Origin of the sequence: Nocardioides daeguensis, from assembly GCF_019192965.1 — a bacterium.
Taxonomy (GTDB): domain Bacteria; phylum Actinomycetota; class Actinomycetes; order Propionibacteriales; family Nocardioidaceae; genus Nocardioides; species Nocardioides daeguensis.
The window spans coordinates 1-19,057 of record NZ_JAHTKU010000005.1; the positions used below are offsets into that span (position 1 = coordinate 1).

Consider the following 19,057-nt stretch of genomic DNA (forward strand, 5'->3'; position numbering starts at 1 on the left):
CTCGTCCCCCCGATCGTTCGATCGAACGGTTCGGGGGATCTGCGGCCCGAGAATCCCCCCGAACCGTTCGATCGAACGATTCGGGGGGATGGCGGAGCGAGGGTCAGACCGCCGCGCCCTCGAGGGCGGCCTCGCGCTCGGCGACGATGGTCAGCGCGATGTCGACGATCATGTCCTCCTGACCACCGACGAGACGCCGGCGGCCGCACTCCATGAGGATGTCGCGGACGTCGACGTCGTACTGCTCGGCGGCGCGCTCGGCGTGCCGCAGGAACGAGGAGTAGACACCCGCGTAGCCGAGGGTGAGCGTCTCGCGGTCGACCCGCACCGGGCGGTCCTGGAGGGGGCGGACGATGTCGTCGGCGGCGTCCTGCAGCTTGAAGACGTCGCAGCCGTGCTCGAAGCCCATCAGGTCGGCGACCGCGATGAAGGGCTCGATCGGGCAGTTGCCGGCTCCCGCGCCGTGCCCGGCGAGGGAGGCGTCGACCCGGTAGACGCCGTTCTGGACGGCGACCACGGAGTTGGCGACCGACAGCGAGAGGTTCTCGTGGGCGTGGATGCCGATCTCGGTCTCCGCGTCCAGCACGCGACGGTAGGCCTGCACGCGGGCGGCGACGTCGTCCATGGTGAGGCGGCCGCCGGAGTCGGTGACGTAGACGCAGTGGGCGCCGTACGACTCCATCAGCTTGGCCTGCTGGGCGAGCTGCTCGGGCTCGGCCATGTGGGAGAGCATCAGGAAGCCGGAGACGTCCATGCCGAGCTCGCGAGCGGCCGCGATGTGCTGGGCGGAGACGTCGGCCTCGGTGCAGTGGGTGGCGATCCGGACCGAGCGGACGCCGAGGTCGTAGGCGCGCTTGAGCTCGTGGACGGTGCCGACACCGGGCAGCAACAGGGTGGTCAGCCGAGCGTTCTTCAGCACCGATGCGGCGGCCTCGAGCCACTCCCAGTCGGTGTGCGAGCCGGGGCCGTAGTTGACCGAGCCGCCGGCGAGGCCGTCGCCGTGGGCGACCTCGAGGGCGTCGACGCCGGCCTCGTCGAGGGCCACGACGATCCGCTTCACGTCGGCCGGCGAGATCCGGTGCCGGATCGCGTGCATGCCGTCGCGCAGGGTGACGTCCTGGACGAAGATCTTGGTCTTCTCGGCGGTCGTGCTCACAGCGCAGCCTCCTTGGCAGCAGCGATCCGCTCGGCGACCTGCAGGCCGGCCGAGGTCATGATGTCGAGGTTGCCGGCGTACGCCGGGAGGTAGTGGCCGGCCCCGGTGACCTGGAGGAACACCGACACCTGGTGGGTCGGGCGCTCGGAGCCGTCGACCAGCAGGGTCTCGACAGGCTGGTCGGCGGGGATCTCGGCGATCTGGACCTTCTGGACCAGCCGGTAGCCGGGAACGTACGCCGCCACGTCGGCGACCATCTTCTCGACGCTCGCGCGGATCTCGTCGTGCACGGCCGGGTCGGGCGCGTGGACGAGGGCGAAGACGGTGTCGCGCATCATCAGCGGCGGCTCGGCCGGGTTGAGGATGATGACGGCCTTGCCGCGCTTGGCCCCACCGACCTGCGCGATCGCACCCGACGTGGTCTCGGTGAACTCGTCGATGTTGGCGCGGGTGCCCGGGCCGGCGGACTTCGAGGAGATCGAGGCGACGATCTCGGCGTACTCGACCGGGACGACGCGGGAGATCGCGGCCACGATCGGGATGGTGGCCTGGCCGCCGCAGGTGACCATGTTGAGGTTGGCCGCGTCGAGGTGCTCGTCGATGTTGACGGCCGGGACCACGAACGGGCCGATCGCGGCCGGCGTGAGGTCGATCAGCCGCTTGCCGAGCGGGCGCAGCAGGGCGTCGTTGTGCAGGTGCGCCTTGGCCGAGGTCGCGTCGAAGACGATCTCGATGTCGTCGAACCCGGGCAGGGCCATCAGGCCCTCGACGCCCTCGTGGGTGGTCGCGACACCGAGGTCGCGGGCACGGGCGAGGCCGTCGGAGTCGGGGTCGATGCCGACCAGGGCCCCCATCTCCACGTGCTGCCCGGTCTGGAGGATCTTGATCATCAGGTCGGTTCCGATGTTGCCGGACCCGATGATGGCCACCTTCGTCTTGGCAGTCTTGGTCATGGTCATACCTCCGACTTGTTGAAGCTGATGGCGACGGAGCCGAGTCCGTCGATGCTGAGCTCGACGTCGGCGCCGGGGGCGGCGGGACGCATCGGGCCGAGGGCGCCGGAGAGCACGACCTGGCCGGCCCGCAGCGGGTCACCGAGGTCGCGAGCCTGGCGGGCCAGCCACTGCAGGGCGACGAGCGGGTCGCCGAGCGAGGCGGCGCCGGTGCCGACCGAGTCGTCCTGGCCGGTCACGGTCATCGCCATGGCGGCGTCCTTCGGCGAGAAGTCGTCGAGGGTACGGCGCTCGGTGCCGAGCACGTAGCCGCCGGCCGAGGCGTTGTCGGCGACGGTGTCGGCGAAGCTGATGTCCCAGCCCTCGATCCGGCTGTCGCACACCTCGATGGCGGCGACGGCGTAGTCGACGGCCGCGGCGACCTGGTCGAGGTCGAGGTCGCCCTCGGCGAGGTCGGCCTTGAGGACGAAGGCGATCTCGCCCTCGACCTTCGGCTGCAGCAGGCCGCTGATGTCGATGGGGGCGGAGGCGTCGTACTCCATGTCGTCGAAGAGCACGCCGAGATCGGGGGTGTCGACGCCCAGCTGCTTCTGCACGGCCTCGGAGGTCGCGCCGATCTTGCGGCCGACGACACTCGCGCCGGCGGCGATGCGGTGCGCGTTGAGCTGCTGCTGCACGGCATAGGCGAGGTTGATGTCGCGCTCGCCGATCAGGTCGCGGATCGGGGCGCACGGCTGGTTGCGGACCAGCGCGGTGTGCAGCCGCTCGGCGGCGGCACCGACGGCGGCGTCGGTGTCGAGGGTTTCGGTCATGGCCCTACTCTCGGCCCGCCCGGTGTCCCGCGGCCAACCGGGCGTTCCACTCAGCGGTACGCTGTGCGGGTGGCGGAGCACGCGGGCGACGGGGACCTCGACACCGTCCTCGGCAAGGCGGTGGCCCTGCTGCGCGCCTTCGGCCCGGAGGACCGGCTGCTCCCCCTCGCCGAGCTGGTCCGGCGTACCGGTCTGCCGAAGGGCACCGTCCACCGGGTCGCGGGCGACCTGGTGCACCACCGGCTGCTGGAGAAGACCGACCACGGCTACCGACTCGCCGGCGGGCTGTTCGAGCTCGGCATGCGCGCCGCCACCGAGCGGACCCTGCTCGAGGTCGCGATGCCCTTCCTGCAGGACCTCTACGAGCGCACCCACGAGACCGTCCACCTCGGCGTCCGCGACGGCACCGAGGTCGTCTACGTCGCGAAGATCGGCGGACACCGGCAGGCCCGCAGCCCCTCGCGCACCGGTGGCCGGATGCCGATGCACTGCACCGCCATCGGCAAGGTGCTGCTCGCGCACACCAAGCCCGCGGTCCGCGCGGCGGTGCTGTCCGGCCCGCTCCCCCGGCGTACGCCGCACACGGTGGTGGCGCCCGGGCTGTTGGAGCAGCAGCTGGGGCGGGCCCTGGAGACCGGGCTGGCGTTCGAGCGCGAGGAGTCGACCCCGGGCCTGCTCTGCGTGGCCGCGCCGGTGCTCGACACCGACGGGGCGAGTGCGCTGGCCGCGATCAGCGTGACCGGGCCGGTCGGCCGGTTCCGTCCCGAGGCCCACCAAAACGCGGTCCGGGCGGCGGCCACGGCGCTCGCGAGCACCCTGGCCCGCCGCCCGGGCGGGTTGTAGGACGGCAGGGTCAGCGCACCGCCATCGTCAGCACCGACGGGTACTGCGGGCCGGTGTGCACGGTGACCGGCACCAGCTGGCCGAGCAGGTCGGGGGCCGGCGAGAGCAGGTGCGGTACGTCGAACGCCTGCACCGCGATCCGCAGCCGGTGCCCCTTCGCGACCACCGCACCGGTCGGGAAGACCTCGACGTCGACGGGCGCGATCTCGCCGGCCGGCAGCTTGGCCTTCGCCGCCCGGGTGAACGGGTGGTACGGCTGGAGCAGCTGGCCGTCGAGGTAGCGCGAGCGGCTCTCGTCGAGCTTGCGGTGGGCGATGGTCTGCCAGCCGCCGCTGATCCGGGTGACCGTGCCGTCGGGCGCGACGTCCTCGACCGCGACCGACAGCATCCCGTCGCCGGTCGGTGTCGAGACGTAGAGCCGGGCGTTGAGCGGACCCTGGAAGTGCACGTCGGCGGCCTGCGGTGCGGTGTCGAAGGTGACGCCGCCGAGGTCGTTGAGCTGGTTGTCCTTGAAGCAGGGCAGGTCCTCGAGCAGCACGTTCGGCAGGCCCGCGGTCCACTGGTTGGCCGAGCGGGTGCACAGCCCGGTGACCGGGACCGGCGGGACGACCGCGGACCCGGCGCTCGCCGTACCCGTGGTGAGCACGCCGGCCTTGCCGCCGACCGCCGCATCGCCGGAGAGCCGGTAGCTGCGGGCGGACAGGTCGCTGTCGATCCACTTCGCCTTGCGCACCCACGTCCCGGAGCCCTGCTCGAAGTAGGTGAGCGGCGCGATCTGGTCGAGCCGGCCGTCGATGCCGCCCAGGTACTGGTCGAACCAGCGCAGCTGCAGCTCGGCGAGCGAGCCGTAGCCCGCCTTGCCGACCTCGGCGCCGGCCGAGCCCTGGAGGTGGTCCCACGGGCCGAGGATCAGCTTCGTCGGGATGCCGCGCTGCTGGAGCCGCTCGAAGACGAGCGGGGTGCCGCGCTGGAAGAGGTCGAACTCGCCGCCGACGAGGAAGGTCGGCACGGTGACGTCGTCGAGCACCTCGATCGGTGAGCGCTCGCGGTAGAACGCACCGTCGTACGCCGGGTCGCCACCGAGCACCGCCTGGGTCATCAGCGGCAGGGTGAAGCCCAGCGCACCCTGCAGGTGGTCGAGGGCCGTCTTGAAGCCGGCCTGCGGCTCCTGGAGGCCGTACACCGGCGGCAGCACGCCGGTCGCCGTGACGAGCCCGAGCCACAGCGGGATGAACCCGACGTCGATCTGGCCTCCGGAGGCGACGACGTCGCGGTACACGTCGGCCGCCGGGACCTGCGGGAAGATCGCCTTGAGGCCCTTCGGCTTGCGGGCCGCGGCGAAGAGCTGGGAGATGCCCATGTACGACGCGCCGGTCATCCCGACCTTGCCGTTGCTCCACGGCTGGGAGGCCGCCCACTCGACGATCGCGCCGGCGTCCTTGCCCTCGCGGGCGCTGAACGCGGCCCACTGGCCCTGCGAGCTGCCGGTGCCGCGGGCGTCGACGGTGAGCTGCGCGTAGCCGCGCCGGACCAGGTAGCCCGGGTCGGCACCGGCGAGGGTCGCGCCCGCACCGGCCGAGAGGACCGTCTTGTTGTAGGCGGTGATCGTGACGATGACCGGGAGCGGCGTGGTCACCGGCTTGCCGTCGGCGCCGGCCGGGCGCTGCAGGTCGCCGCGCAGGACCACGCCGTCGTCCATGGTGATCGGGAGGTCGCGGGTGGTGACGCTCGCGTCGTAGACCGCCGGGCGCGGGCTCCACGCAGCGGCCGCGGGAGCGGGGCCCGGGGCCGGGGCGGTGTTGCCTGCGGAACCGCTGCCGGTCGGGGCGGCGGTCGCTGCCGCGGCCTGCTGCGCCCTGACGCACCTGCGCTTCTTCTTGGCCTGCTTCTTCTTGGCCTGCTTCGCCTTCGCGCACTTCTTCGGCTTCTGCGCGACCGGGGCGCTCGCGGCGCTCGCGGCGCCTCGCGCGGCGGAGTGCTGCGCGGCGGTGGTCCCCGTCGCACCGAGCGCGCCCCCGGCGACCGGGAGCACCAGGGCGGCGGCGAGGCCGGCGCCGGCGAGGGCAGCAGTGAGCCGGCGCCGCCGCCGGGGGTCGATGGCGAGGCGGCGCGTGTCGAGGTCGGTCATCCGGATTCCCTCCCGTGGGTGTACCCACGGGTAACGAGCCGGTCGTGGCGTCGGTCACGCGTCACCGTTCCTCGGGGGTGGTCCCTCTGCGGGGGGCGGGTTGTCCACAGGACGTCAGCCCCCGGGATTGCCGCGTCACGGGCCTGGACAAGCACAGGTGCATGAACGGACTCGCCGAGCTCATGGAGCGACAAGACGGCGTCATCAGCCGGCGCCAGGCCAGGGCCTGCGGCCTCGAGAACCACGAGATCGCCCGACGGGTCCGCCGGCGGGAATGGACACCGGTCCACCCCGGTGTGTACGTCCACCACACCGGTCCCCTCACCTGGCGCCAACGCGCGTGGGCCGCCGTCCTCGCGTGCGGACCGTCGGCGCTGGGCGGGATCTCGGCACTGCGGGCCCATGAGGGCCCGGGCCGACGCGGCGTCGACGGGCTCCCGATCGAGGTGGTGGTCCCGCACCGGCGAAGGGTGGTCGCGCCGACCGGCGTCGTCGTGACCCGCCTGCGCCGCTTCGACGTCGCGGTGCAGCGGAACCTCTCTCCGCCGCGGATGCGCTACGACGACGCCCTCCTCGCCGTGGCCGACGCGGCATCGACCGACCTCGCGGCGATCGCCGTGATCGCCGACGCGTGCGGGGGCCGGCGGACCACCGCCGCTCGCCTCCTGGCCAGCCTGGAGGCAACCGCGCGTCTGCACCGACGGGCGTGGCTGCGCGACGTGCTCGCGGACGTGGCGCTCGGCACCTGCTCAGTCCTGGAGCACGGCTACCTGACCCGGGTCGAGCGCCCCCATGGCCTCCCGCGAGGCCTGCGTCAGGTGGCCGACACCGGCGGGAACGGTCGTCGGGTGTTCCGCGACGTCCGGTACGGCGGCGAGCAGCCCCGGTGGCGTCAGATCGTCGAGCTGGACGGACGCCTGTTCCACTCGGCGCTCGCCGACCGCGACCGCGACCTCGACCGGGACCTCGACGCCGCCCTCACCCTGCAGGACACCGTGCGTCTCGGCTACGGCCAGGTGTTCGAGCGAGGCTGTGCCACGGCGTGGCGCCTGGCCCGACTGTTCCAGGGCCGCGGATGGCGCGGCCAGCCGCACCCCTGTCCCGCGTGTCCACCGGCCGTCATCGGCGGAATGGGGAAGTCCGGGTGAAGCAGGTGCATCGGGACTTCCCCGTTCCGGGCGGCGTCAGCCCAGGCCGAGGATCTCGGTGGACCGCTCCCGCATCTCCACCTTGCGGATCTTGCCGGTGACGGTCATCGGGAACTCGTCGACGAGCAGGACGTAGCGCGGGATCTTGTAGTGCGCGAGCCTGCCGGTCGCGAAGGCGCGCACGGCGTCGGCGTCGAGGGGATCGGCGCCGGCCCGGAGGCGGACCCAGGCGCAGAGCTCCTCGCCGTACTTCTCGTCGGGGACGCCGACGACCTGGACGTCCTCGACGTCGGGGTGGGTGTAGAGGAACTCCTCGATCTCGCGCGGGTAGATGTTCTCGCCGCCGCGGATGACCATGTCCTTGATCCGGCCGACGATGTTGCAGTAGCCGTCCTCGCGCATGACCGCGAGGTCGCCGGTGTGCATCCAGCCGTCGGCGTCGATCGCCTCGGCGGTCTTGGCGTCGTCGTTCCAGTAGCCGAGCATCACCGAGTAGCCACGGGTGCAGAACTCGCCCGGCTCGCCGCGCGGCACGGTCTCCCCCGTCGCCGGGTCGACGATCCGGATCTCGACGTGGGGAGCGGCGCGGCCGATCGTCGACGTACGACGGTCGAGGTCGTCGTCCGCGCGGGTCTGGCAGCTGACCGGGCTGGTCTCGGTCATGCCGTAGGCGATCGACACCTCGGCCATGTGCATGTCGTTGATGCAGCGCTTCATCACCTCGACCGGGCAGATCGAGCCGGCCATGATGCCGGTGCGCAGGGTGGTGAGGTCGTAGGCGTCGAAGTCGGGGGTGTTCTGCATCGCGATGAACATCGTCGGGACGCCGTAGACCGCGGTGCAGCGCTCGTCCTGGACCGCCTTCAGCGTGACGGCGGGATCGAAGCCGGGAGCCGGGATGACCATGGTCGCGCCGTGCGTGACGCAGCCGAGGTTGGCCATCACCATGCCGAAGCAGTGGTAGAAGGGCACCGGGATGCAGAGCCGGTCCTGCTCGCTGAACCCGATCAGCTCGGTGACGAAGTAACCGTTGTTGAGGATGTTGCGGTGACTCAGCGTCGCGCCCTTGGGGAACCCGGTGGTGCCGCTCGTGTACTGGATGTTGATCGGGTCGTCGGGGGTGAGCGCGCGCTGGCGCTCGACCAGGGCGTCGGCGGGCAGGTCCGCGCCGGCGGAGACCAGACGCTGCCAGTCGTCGCTGTCGACGTACAGGGTCTGCTCGAGGCCCGGCACCTCGCCCTTGCCGACGACCTCCTCGACCATGCCCCGGTAGTCGCTGGTCTTGAAGCCGGTCGCGGCGAGCAGCAGACGCAGGCCGGACTGGTTGACGGCGTACGCGAACTCGTGGGTGCGGTACGACGGGTTCACGTTGACCAGGACCGCGCCGGCCTTGGCCGCGGCGAACTGGACGATCGTCCACTCGGCGCAGTTCGGCGCCCACATCCCGACCCGGTCGCCCTTCGCGATCCCGAGCCCGATCAGACCCCGCGCCGCCTCGTCGACCGCGTGGTCGAACTCGCGCCAGGTCCACCGGCGACCACTCGCCACCTCGACCAGCGCCTCCCGGTCCGGCCACTGGGCGACCGTGCGCTCGAGGTTGGCCCCGATGGTCTCGTCCAGCAGGGGGGTCGTGGTCTCACCGGCGGCGTACGAGAACTCCGTCATGCCCCCATGGTGACGCGCCGGTGACCGCCGTCACACCCCCCGAAAGGAGGTGGGCGGCCGCGCTGCAGGGATCCCCGGACATCCGGGGATCCATGCGCTTGTCAGGGGTTGCAACCCCTGACAAGCGCAGGAAAGCCCCACCCGCGGTGACGGATGGGGCTCCTGGGACCCGCTCAGAGGTCGAAGAGGGACTCCGCGGCATTGATGTCGACGTCCGTACGCGGCTGGTGGGCCGCGCCGGAGTACGACGCCGGGACGGCCGGGGCCGCGGGGGCTGCCGGGGCGGGGGTCGCCTCGACCACGGGCTCCGCCTCGACCACGGGCTCCGGCTCGACCACGGGCTCCGGCTCGGGCTCGGGCTGAGCCTCGGGCTCCGGGGCCGGCTCGGGCTCGGCGACGACCTCGGGCTCCGCGGCGACCGGGGCGGCCGGGGCGGCCGGGGCGGGAGCCGGGGCCGCGGGGGCGGCGATGTCGAACAGCGAGCCCATGGCGTTGATGTCCACGTCCGTGGCCGGTGCCGCGGCAGGCGCGGCGGGAGCGGCCTGCGCCGCCGGCTCGGCGAGCGTCGGCTCGGGCTCGGCGGCGACGGGCTCGGCTGCCGGCGCCGGCGCAGCCGGGGTCTCGGCGGGGGCGGCGATGTCGAACAGCGAGCCACCGGCGTTGAGGTCGACGGACGGCGCAGGCGCAGCCGGGGCGGGAGCCTCCGCCTTCGGAGCCTCCGCCTTCGGAGCCTCCGCCTTCGGAGCCTCCGCCTTCGGAGCGTCCGCCTTCGGAGCCTCGGCGGGAGCGGCCAGGTCGAACAGCGAGCCGCCGGCGCCGAGGTCGGTGGTCGGCGCGGGCGCCGGCTCGGCCTTCGGGGTCTCCGCGGCGGGGGCTGCCGGAGCAGGCGCCGGGGTGTCGAACAGCGAACCGCCCTCGTCGAACAGCGAGCCACCGCCCGCGGGAGCGGCCGGCTTGTCCTCGGCCGGAGCCGCAGCAGCCGCAGCAGCCGGAGCCGGAGCCGGCGTGTCGAACAGCGAGCCAGGGTCGTCGAAGAGCGAACCGCTCTCGGCCGGAGCCGCCTTCGCCTCGGGCGCAGCCGGAGCGGCAGCCGGGGCCGGGGTGTCGAACATCGAGCCCGGGTCGTCGAACATCGATGAACCACCCGACGCCTTCGCGGCGGGACCGACGTCCTCGGTGGCGACGACGGTGTCCTCGGTGATCGTGACGTCGCCGGCCTCCGGCTCCGCCTTGGTCTCCACCGGAGCGGCCGGCGCCGCCTTGGCGACGGGCTGCAGCGGGGCGCCCTCGCCGGGCAGCAGCTTGGTGGCCTGCTCGCCCTTGACCGACGCGAGCAGCATCTGCGCGACGTCGAGGACCTCGACCTCCTCGCGCGCCTCGCCGTCGGCCTGCATCTTGGTCAGGCCGTCGGAGAGCATCACGCGGCAGAAGGGGCAGCCGACGGCGACCTGGTCGGCGCCGGTGCCGACCGCCTCGGCGGTGCGGTTCAGGTTGATCCGCTCACCGATGGTCTCCTCCATCCACATGCGGGCACCGCCGGCGCCGCAGCAGAAGGACCGCTCGGCCGACCGCTCCATCTCGGCGAGCTCGGCGCCGGGGAGGATCTGCAGCAGGTCGCGCGGGGGCGTGTAGACCTGGTTGTGACGACCGAGGAAGCACGGGTCGTGGTAGGTGATCTTGCGCTGGTGCGCGCCGGCACCGGTGGCCACCGGGGTCAGCTTGCCCTCGCGCACGAGGCGGTTGAGCAGCTGGGTGTGGTGGATGACCTCGAGCTCGAGACCCAGCTGGCGGTACTCGTTCTTGAGGGTGTTCATGCAGTGCGGGCAGGTCGAGACGACCTTCTTCGCCTTGGCGTCGGTGAGCGTCTCGATGTTCTGCTGGGCCAGGCCCTGGAACACGAACTCGTTGCCGGCGCGGCGCGCGGAGTCACCGGTGCAGGTCTCACCGTTGCCGAGGACGCCGAAGGAGACGCCGGCGAGGTCGAGCAGCTCGGCCACGGCACGGGTGGTCTTCTTCGCCCGGTCCTCGTAGGCGCCGGCGCAGCCGACCCAGAACAGCCAGTCGACGGACTCGAGGTCCTCGATCGCGTCGCCGACGACCTTGACCTCGAACGGCAGGTCCTTGGCCCAGTCGAGGCGCGCCGTGGGCGACATGTTCCACGGGTTGCCCTTGTTCTCCAGGCCCTTGAACAGGCCGTTGAGCTCGGAGGGGAAGTTCGACTCGACGAGCACCTGGTAGCGGCGCATGTCGACGAAGTGGTCGACGTGCTCGATGTCGACGGGGCACTGCTGGACGCAGGCACCGCAGTTGGTGCAGGCCCACAGGGCGTCCTCGTCGACGACGAAGTCGCCGCCCTCGGGGTTGTAGAACCACTCGCCGGCGTCGACGTCGGCCTTGCCGACGAGTGCCTTCTCGGCGGCGCCCTCGACGCCACCGGCGGCGGCGTACGCGTGCTCGCGCATCGCCATCATCATCAGCTTGGGCGAGAGCGGCTTCTCGGTGTTCCACGCGGGGCACTGCGACTGGCAGCGACCGCACTCGGTGCAGGTCGTGAAGTCGAGGATGTCCTTCCAGGAGAAGTCCCAGATGGAGCCCACGCCGAGGACGGCGTCCTCGTCGAGGTCGTCGACGTCGTCGAGGGTGACCGGCTTGCCGCCGGAGGTCAGCGGCTTGACCGCGCCGAGCGCCGTACGACCGCTCTCCTCACGCTTGAACCAGATGTTGAACCAGGCGGTGAAGCGGTGCCAGGCGACGCCCATCGTGAGGTTGGTCGAGATGACCATCAGCCAGACCATCGCGGAGACGATCTTCACCATCGCGATGAAGAAGATGATGTTCTCCAACGTGCCGATCGAGTCGTGGCCGGTGGGGAACAGGTTGCCGAAGGCCTGCGAGATCGGGAAGTGGGCACCGGTCGCGTGCTCGGCGTGCTCGCCGCCGTGCGCCTGCGCGAGGTTGTACTCGGCGCCGCGGATGAACAGGATCGCCGAGCTCTCGAGGAGGACCATCGCCTCGACGAAGTACGCCTGCCACATGGTGGAGCCGAAGAACCGGCTGCGGCGACCGAGCTGCGAGGGCTTGTGGGTGAGCCGGTAGATGATCAGCGGGATGATCGCGACCGTGCCGAGGAGGCCGAGCAGCTCCGCGGTCCACTCGTAGCCGACCCACTTGCCGATGACCGGGATCGTCCAGTCCGGCTTGAACAGCTGCGGGAACGCGGCCGCGACGGCGGTGGAGAGCGCGATGAACGCGGCGAAGGCGAACCAGTGCAGGATGCCGACCCAGGTCCACTGCAGCATGCGCGTGTGGCCGAAGGTCTCCTTGAGCATCGTCAGCGTGCGACCGACCGGGTTGCCGGTGCGCCCGGGCGCCGGCTGGCCGCGCTTGATCACGCCGAGCATGGCGCTGACGGCACGTGCCGTCAGTACGACGGCGACGACCGAGACGGCCAGGGAGACGACGATCGCAACGATCTGCATGGTGTCCAACAGCTCCTCATCCGGGAGGGAGTCAAGGGGCGCGCACAGGAGTGCGCCCGACGAGCCTAGTGCCGACGGGCGGTTCCGATCGGCATAGGCAAGCCTTACCCACGTGCGCGGACACGGCGGGCGGGTCGGATACTACCGGTAGGTAACTTCCGGTCGCCGTGATCCGCGCCTCACCGGCGGAACCTGATCCTCTTCACGGTCCCGTTGGCCCGGAGCTTCACGACCACGCTCACCTTGACCGTCTTCCGGGTCCCGTTGCCCCGGACCTTCGTCGCCTTCGCGCAGAAGGTGAACTGCCGGTCGAGGCGCTGGTAGGGCTGTCCGACCCGGGCGATCACCTGGTCGGTGGTCAGACGCTTGCGGACCATCCGCTTGCCGAGCTTCTTCGCCTGCGCCAGCGACATCCGCAGGTCGGGGTTGCGGCAGGAGTCGGGCTGGACGCCGTACGCCCGCTCCCACATCTGCAGGTAGGCCTCGGCGCCGCGGGACATGTCGTCGACGATCCGGGCGCCGTCGCCGGGGTGCTGCGCCTCGGCGACCTGGCGCAGGTCCTCGACCCAGTCGGGGTAGAGGCCGTACTGCGCGACGCCGTCGGTGTTGATGTCCCAGACCCGCTGCCCCGCCCGCTGCTGGTCGACCCGCACCCCGCCGAGGCCGGTGAACGGGTAGCGCACCGGGTTCGGTACGTCGGCCCCGCGCGGGTTGCCCTGCGCGCCGAGGCCGTTGATGTCGGCGCCGAAGCCGAACCCGAAGTAGTAGCGCGGGTCGGCCCAGCCGAGGTGGCGACGCCACTTCGCGACGAAGCCGGTCGAGTCGCCGGCGTACGGCGTGATGAACCCGCCCGCCTTGTAGATCCGCGGGTAGGTGTCGGGCGTCGACCAGGAGTGGCTGGAGATCACGCCGGGGTACCTCAGCCCCTCGACGACGTCCATCGACGCCGCGCGCGCCTTGACCGAGAGGTGGTCGGGGTCGAAGACCATCTTCCGCTTGGCCAGGCCCTCGATCGTGTGCACGCCGAGGTCGGTCAGGCCGCGCTTGTTGCAGTGCGCGGGCTGCGGGTAGAGCGGCACCGCCGGGAGCAGGCCGAGCACCTTGCCGAGCGCGCCGAAGAGCGCGTCCTGCTGGCCGGCGGTGATGTCGGGCAGGGTGATCTGGGGGTTGTCGGCCGACTCGCCGTCGGCGGGCTCGCAGTGCTCCATCGCCCAGAAGGTGCCGGTCTCGAGGAAGTTCGCGGCGTTGACCAGCGGGCCGATCGCACCGGCGTCGCCGGCGACACCGGCGAGCGCGTTGTCGAACTTGTTGACCAGCTCCATCTGGCGTACGCCGAGCGCCTGCATCTCGTCGAGGTTCGCGTCGATCTCGGCGCTGGTGCAGGCCGGGAAGTCCCGGCCGAGCAGGGTCTTGTACGTGCAGCCGAAGGGGATCGAGGTCTCGATTCCCATGACGACCGCCATCTTGCCGGCGTTGATGACGCGGCGGGCCTCGAACGGGTCCTTCACGATCCGGTAGAAGCCACGGCCCGGGCCGCCGAACTGCGCGTCGATGTAATCCTGCATCGTGCGCATGTCCTTGGCCTGGAGCCGGATCGAGGTCATGTCGTCGCACGAGTTCTTCTTCAGCGGGTACAGCTGGCAGAGCTTGTTGTTCTCGACGAGCAGGTTGACGAACAGCCGCTGGCCACCGCGCCAGGCCCGCTCGAGCCACCGGTAGTAGGTGCCCTCGTGGGTCAGCGACTCCGGCGCCGGCCAGTCCTTGAAGGTCGGCCAGCCCACCGGGTCGTGGGACGGCTTGCCGGACAACACCGACTCGAGCAGCGCACCCTTGCCACCGGTCACGGTGTGGTCGGCGCAGTCGACGAGGGCGTACGGCGCGCCGTACTCGTGCCAGGGGCGACCGCAGTGCACCTTGCCGCCGAGGAACTCGAAGGCCATGCCGTGGGTGTGGGCGTCGACGAACCCGCGCACCTCCTGGTACGGCGCCGCGCCGCCGAACGGCTCCCCGGTCACGTTGATGTCGGCCTCGGGGTACTCCGGGCAGCCGCCCGCGAGCGCGACTCGGAAGACGGTGCCGGAGGCGCCGGTGGTCAGCGTGCCGCCCTGGGCGACGAGCGCGCCGGCGCCGTCGATCTGCAGGGTGAAGCTGCCGTTGCCGCCGGTGACGGTCCAGTCCGCCTGGGGGCTGGGCTTGGCGGCGACGCTCACGGCACCGGTACCACCACGGGTGAGCTCGCCGGCCTGGGTGTGCAGCAGGTAGCCGCCCAGCCGGGTGGCCTTGAAGTAGTAGGGGCCGAAGGAGGCGCCGTCGGCGTTGAGCGTGTAGCAGCCGCCGGCCATCGCGTACCGGTCGGCGGGCACGGCACTCCGGGCCGGGTAGGCCGGGGTCGGCACCAGCTTCGGGTCGGGCAGCGCGCGCTCGGTGTCGACGTACGCCGCCGCGGCCCGGCGCTCGCGGGCGGTGGTGGGGTCGACGACGTCCTCGCCGACCGCGAGGCCGCGCGCGACCTCGTTCTTGGTCCGCGGGTCGTTGTGGTCGTGGGCCGGGAGGAGGCCGTCGTCGTGGGGCACACCGAGATCGGACTTGCGCTGCTCGGCCGCCGCGGCGAACGACGCGGTGCCGTCGCCCGAGCCGGTCGCGGGTACGGCGAGCGCGACCCCGACCACGGACAGCGCGACCACCGCGGCGAGCCCGACCCGCTGCCACCCGCGCGGGCCTGCCGGTGCTGCGTCCTGCGCTGTGACCTGTGCTGCGTCCACCACTCCACCTCCCCGTTCCGGGGCGCACGGCAGTGACCCCGATCACGGGTCCAACGAAGGTCCGGGCCCGAGGTGACGGCAAAGATGAATCGCTGTCAGATTTCGGGGGACGGCATGATGCGCCCATGCGGAAGTCTGCGGGTGTCCTGGGAGTGGCGGCCTGCTGCCTGGCGCTCGCGGCCTGCGCCGGCACAGCCCCGGACCGCCCGGCCGGTGCGGGCCGGACCGCCTCCGCCGCGCCAACCAACTCCCCCAGCAACACCGCCGCCGCCGGGGACCTCGCGATCGCCCGCAGCGACACCCGCAGGGACACGGTCTACCCCGAGATCGGCGACCCGCTCGTCGACGCCCTGCACTACGACCTCGACCTCACCTGGGCACCCGGCCACGACCGGCTGAGCGCGCGCGAGACCCTCACCTTCCGCGCGGCCGGCGACGCGGACCGGATCCCGCTCGACTTCAACGAGCGGCTCGCGATCTCGCGTGCGACGCTCGACGGCGCGCCCGCCGAGGTGAGCGTCCGCGGCAACGACCTCACGATCGCGCACCCGATCACCGCCGACCAGCAGTACGAACTCGTCCTCGAGTACGCCGGCACGCCGGCCACGGCCCCCGCCCCGAGCCAGCGCGGCGACTTCGCCCAGGGGGTCGGGTGGAGCATCACCGCGGAGCACGAAACCTGGACCCTGCAGGAGCCGTACGGCGCGTTCACCTGGTACGCCGTCAACGACCACCCCTCCGACAAGGCGCTCTACGACTTCACCCTGACCGTGCCCGCACCGATGGCCGGCGTCGCCAACGGGGTGCTCGCCTCCACGACCACGCAGGACGGGCAGAGCATCAACCGCTGGCACCTCGCGGAGCCGGCGGCGTCGTACCTCGTGACGGTGGCGTTCGGCGACTTCCAGCGCACGGACCTGGCGTCGGCGAGCGGCGTACCGATCCAGGTCTGGACCGACGCCGACGGCGACCCGCTGCCCGGCGACACCGGCTCCGCCCCGGACGCGGTCGACTGGCTGGAGCAGCTGCTCGGCCCGTACCCGTTCGACAGCTTCGGGGTGGTCGTGGTCGACAACGACAGCGGCATGGAGACGCAGACCATGGTGACGCTGGGCGACACGCCATACAGCCTCTCGGAGGCGGTCCTGGTCCACGAGGCCGCGCACCACTGGTACGGCGACACGGTGACCCCCGCCGACTGGTCGGACGTGTGGATGAACGAGGGCATGGCGATGTACCTCCAAGGCATGTGGGAGGCGGAGCAGGAGGGCATCACCGTCGTGCGGAAGCTCGACCAGTGGGCCGACTTCGAGTCCGACCTGCGCGCGGCCTCCGGCCCCCCGGGCGCCTTCGACCCGAACCGGTTCGGCGACGGCAACATCTACTACGGGCCGGCGCTGATGTGGCAGGAGCTGCGCGAGCGGATCGGCGAGAAGAGGTTCTTCGAGGTGCTGCGCGAGTGGCCGGCCCGGGAGGCCAACGGCACCGCCGACCGGCGCGAGTACGTCGACTGGATCGAGGAGACGACCGGCGAGGAGCTGTCGAGCTTCTTCGACCGGTGGCTGCTCGATCCCGACACCCCGCCGCGCGACTAGGGCGGGCCCGGTCGGCGGGACGCTTCCTTGTTGCAAAATATGTAGACCGGTCTATTCTGGGGTCATGACATCCAAGGGCGCCCTGACGAAGGCGCGGCTCGCCGAGTCCATGCTCGAGCTCATCCAGACCAGCGGCTACAGCGGCACGGGACTCAACGCGGTGATCGACCATGCCGCGGCGCCCAAGGGGTCGATCTACTTCCACTACCCCGAGGGGAAGGAAGGCCTGGGCGTCGCGGCGGTCGAGCTCGCGGCCCAGCGGTTCGAGGCGCTCATCACCGAGGCCGCCGCCGCTGCGGACGGCCCGGCCGGGGCTGTCCGCAGCGCGGTCGAGGCCCTGACGAGGATCGTCAGCGAGAGCGACTTCCGGCTGGGCTGCCCGGTCTCGGTGGTCACCTTGGAGATGGGTGCCGAGAGCGAGCGACTGCGACACGCGTGCGCGACCGCCTTCGAGTCGTGGATCGCGCCGACGGCGGCGTTCCTCGAAGCCAGCGGCGTCGCCGCGAACGAGGCCCGGTCGCTGGCGACGGTCGTCGTCTCGACCATCGAGGGGGCGGTCATCGTCTCGCGCGCCCTGCACAGCACCCAGCCGCTGACGTCCGCCGCCGACGTCGTCGCCGAGCTCATCGACCTGCGCTGCCACCCCGCGGGAGGGACACGGTGACGCCGCGCGCAGACCCCCGCCACGCCCTGGTCTTCGGGGCCTCAGGGCTGGTCGGCCGGCATCTCGTGCTGACCCTCGCCGAGGCCGGCGCGGAGGTGACCGCGGCGGTGCGGACCGCCGAGTCCGGAGCGCGGCTGGAGCAGTGGCTCGGTGAGCACGGCCTGACCCGGACCATCCGGACCACAGTCGTCGACTTCGAGGCTGCCGAGATCGTCGCCGGCGGCCCGGCGGCCTTTGCGGACGTGACCGAGATCCACAACTGTGCCGGCTCCTACCGGTTCGGGATGACCGCCCGCGAGGCACGCAGCGCGAACGTCGGCATCGTCGAGAGGCTGATCGACCTCGCCGGCGACCTCCCCGCCCTCCAGCGGCTCGTGCACGTCTCGGGCTACCGCGTCGGCGGGCAGGACCCGTCCTCGATCCCGTGGTCCGACGAGCACCGCACAGCGGTCTACGAGGAGCTCGGCGCCTACGAGGCCTCGAAGGTCGAGTCCGATGCGATCCTCCAGGCCCGAGCCCGGGAGCGCGGCGTCCCCTGGACCATCGTCAACCCGTCCAGCGTGATCGGCGACAGCGTGACCGGTGAGTCCGACCAGCACATCGGCCTGGCCACCACCATCGAGCAGATCTGGGACGGCTCGGCATCCGCGCTGCCCGGCAACGAGTCGACGTTCCTCCCGGTCGTGACGGTCGACCACCTCGCGGCATTCATGGCAGCGGCGGCCGTCGACCCGGCAGCAGCGGAGCGGGCCTACTGGGTCCTCGACGACGACACCCCGCCGCTGGCAGACCTGCTCACCCACGTGGGCCGCCACCTCGGCGCGAAGGTCCCCCGCCTGCGGATGCCGGTCGGCGTGATCAAGCGGCTGCCGCGGTGGATCACCCAGGCAGATCCCGAGACACTCACCTTCCTCTCCCCCGACCGCTACCCGACCGAGCCCGCCCGCGAGCTCGCCGACCGGCACGGGATCCGGATGCCTGACGTACTGGTGTCCCTCGAACGGTGGGCCGACCATCTCGCTGCCCATCGCTTCGGCGCCGCCCCGGCCGGGAGCCGTCGGTTCGTCACCGCCGGCGGCCTGCGGACGTTCGAGCTCGGCGTACCCGGATCGAGCCGGCTGATCCTGCCGGGCCTGCCCGCGAACGCCGACACCTGGGCCGACACCGCGGCCGGAATCGGCGCCCGCGTCGTCGACCTGCCCGGCCTCGGCCTCAGCGACGGGGCCGGCATCCAGGACTGGGAACAGTGGCTGCCGGCCGTGCTGGCGGACGCAACGGACCTGATCGGCCATTCCCTCGGCGCGGCTGCGGCAGTCGTCGCCGCCGACCGCTTCCCGGAGCAGGTGGAGTCCCTCACGCTGGTCGCGCCGTTCTTCCTCCAGGCGCCCAGCGGCGCCGCGACCAGGCTTCGCCCGCTCGTCCGGACCTACCTGCGCCACACCGACCCGGTGCGGCTGTCCCGCCAGCTGACCGGCGCGAAGGTGAACGCGGGCGCGCTCCGGTCCAGCGTCAAGGACCTACGGCGACGCAGCGCCCCCCGGGTGGCCGAGCAGCTCGCTCGCGCGGGATCGGAGCAGTGGCGCACCGAGCTGCGCGACGCGCTGGGACGATTCAGCGGCCCGGTCCGCATCGTCACGGGAAGCGAAGACCCCCTCTCCCCGGCCGCGGTCGAGCAGCTCGCGTCCCTTCCGAACGTGGAGCTGATCTCGGTGCCGGGCGCCGGGCACCATCCGCAGCTGACCCACGGCGCTGCCCTCGTCGACCTCGTCCAGGGATCCATCGTGTGACGGCGGACCCGGCGACCGAGCCTCGCGCACCCCCTTCCCCCGCACTTGGAACGCGTTCTACCCTC

12 protein-coding genes are annotated in these 19,057 nt (G+C 72.0%); 5 read left to right on the forward strand and 7 right to left on the reverse strand.

Annotated features, from left to right (window positions below; genetic code table 11):
• Positions 1–103: 103 nt before the first annotated feature.
• From dmpG to KU893_RS04595, 3 genes are read right to left on the reverse strand one after another with little or no spacing between them, the layout of a single operon-like run.
• Positions 104–1,156 (reverse strand): 4-hydroxy-2-oxovalerate aldolase, encoded by a 1,053-nt coding sequence (gene dmpG / locus KU893_RS04585; protein ID WP_218233162.1) that lies wholly within the window; start codon positions 1,154–1,156, stop codon positions 104–106.
• Positions 1,153–2,109: an acetaldehyde dehydrogenase (acetylating) gene (locus KU893_RS04590; RefSeq protein ID WP_218233163.1), complete on the reverse strand. Its 957-nt coding sequence runs from the start codon at positions 2,107–2,109 to the stop codon at positions 1,153–1,155. Before KU893_RS04590 ends, dmpG begins: the two co-directional genes overlap by 4 nt.
• A gap of 2 nt (positions 2,110–2,111) precedes the next feature.
• The gene (locus tag KU893_RS04595; protein ID WP_218233164.1) at positions 2,112–2,921 is read right to left on the reverse strand and encodes a 2-keto-4-pentenoate hydratase; all 810 of its coding nucleotides are present in this window, start codon (positions 2,919–2,921) and stop codon (positions 2,112–2,114) included.
• A gap of 69 nt (positions 2,922–2,990) precedes the next feature.
• Between KU893_RS04595 and KU893_RS04600 the strand changes: the two genes are divergently transcribed.
• A complete protein-coding gene (locus tag KU893_RS04600) occupies positions 2,991–3,764 on the forward strand; it encodes an IclR family transcriptional regulator (protein WP_218233166.1) in 774 nt (257 codons plus the stop codon).
• A gap of 10 nt (positions 3,765–3,774) precedes the next feature.
• Here the strand turns inward: KU893_RS04600 and KU893_RS04605 are convergent, their stop codons facing one another.
• A complete protein-coding gene (locus tag KU893_RS04605) occupies positions 3,775–5,892 on the reverse strand; it encodes a CocE/NonD family hydrolase (RefSeq protein WP_218233167.1) in 2,118 nt (705 codons plus the stop codon).
• Positions 5,893–6,053: 161 nt separating this feature from the next.
• On the opposite strand from KU893_RS04605, the gene KU893_RS04610 reads away from it, so the two are divergent.
• Positions 6,054–7,040, forward strand: coding sequence for a type IV toxin-antitoxin system AbiEi family antitoxin domain-containing protein (locus KU893_RS04610; protein ID WP_218233168.1), 987 nt, complete (start codon positions 6,054–6,056; stop codon positions 7,038–7,040).
• 36 nt (positions 7,041–7,076) lie between these two features.
• On the opposite strand, the gene KU893_RS04615 is transcribed toward KU893_RS04610, so the two are convergent.
• The 3 genes from KU893_RS04615 to KU893_RS04625 all read right to left on the reverse strand — a co-directional run bounded on the left by KU893_RS04615 (position 7,077) and on the right by KU893_RS04625 (position 14,946).
• Complete coding sequence (locus KU893_RS04615; protein WP_218233169.1) at positions 7,077–8,705, reverse strand: AMP-binding protein; 1,629 nt, start codon at positions 8,703–8,705, stop codon at positions 7,077–7,079.
• 173 nt (positions 8,706–8,878) lie between these two features.
• A complete protein-coding gene (locus KU893_RS04620; protein ID WP_218233170.1) occupies positions 8,879–12,184 on the reverse strand; it encodes a heterodisulfide reductase-related iron-sulfur binding cluster in 3,306 nt (1,101 codons plus the stop codon).
• A gap of 179 nt (positions 12,185–12,363) precedes the next feature.
• Positions 12,364–14,946 (reverse strand): amidohydrolase family protein, encoded by a 2,583-nt coding sequence (locus tag KU893_RS04625; RefSeq protein WP_218233171.1) that lies wholly within the window; start codon positions 14,944–14,946, stop codon positions 12,364–12,366.
• A 125-nt stretch (positions 14,947–15,071) separates the two neighbouring features.
• On the opposite strand from KU893_RS04625, the gene KU893_RS04630 reads away from it, so the two are divergent.
• The 3 genes from KU893_RS04630 to KU893_RS04640 all read left to right on the forward strand — a co-directional run bounded on the left by KU893_RS04630 (position 15,072) and on the right by KU893_RS04640 (position 18,992).
• Positions 15,072–16,541, forward strand: coding sequence for a M1 family metallopeptidase (locus tag KU893_RS04630; RefSeq protein WP_218233173.1), 1,470 nt, complete (start codon positions 15,072–15,074; stop codon positions 16,539–16,541).
• Between the two features lie 64 nt (positions 16,542–16,605).
• On the forward strand, positions 16,606–17,205 hold the full coding sequence (locus KU893_RS04635) for a TetR/AcrR family transcriptional regulator (protein ID WP_218233174.1): 600 nt from the start codon (positions 16,606–16,608) through the stop codon (positions 17,203–17,205).
• A complete protein-coding gene (locus tag KU893_RS04640; RefSeq protein ID WP_218233175.1) occupies positions 17,202–18,992 on the forward strand; it encodes an alpha/beta fold hydrolase in 1,791 nt (596 codons plus the stop codon). The genes KU893_RS04635 and KU893_RS04640 overlap by 4 nt, the downstream gene beginning before the upstream one ends.
• Positions 18,993–19,057 lie beyond the last annotated feature (65 nt).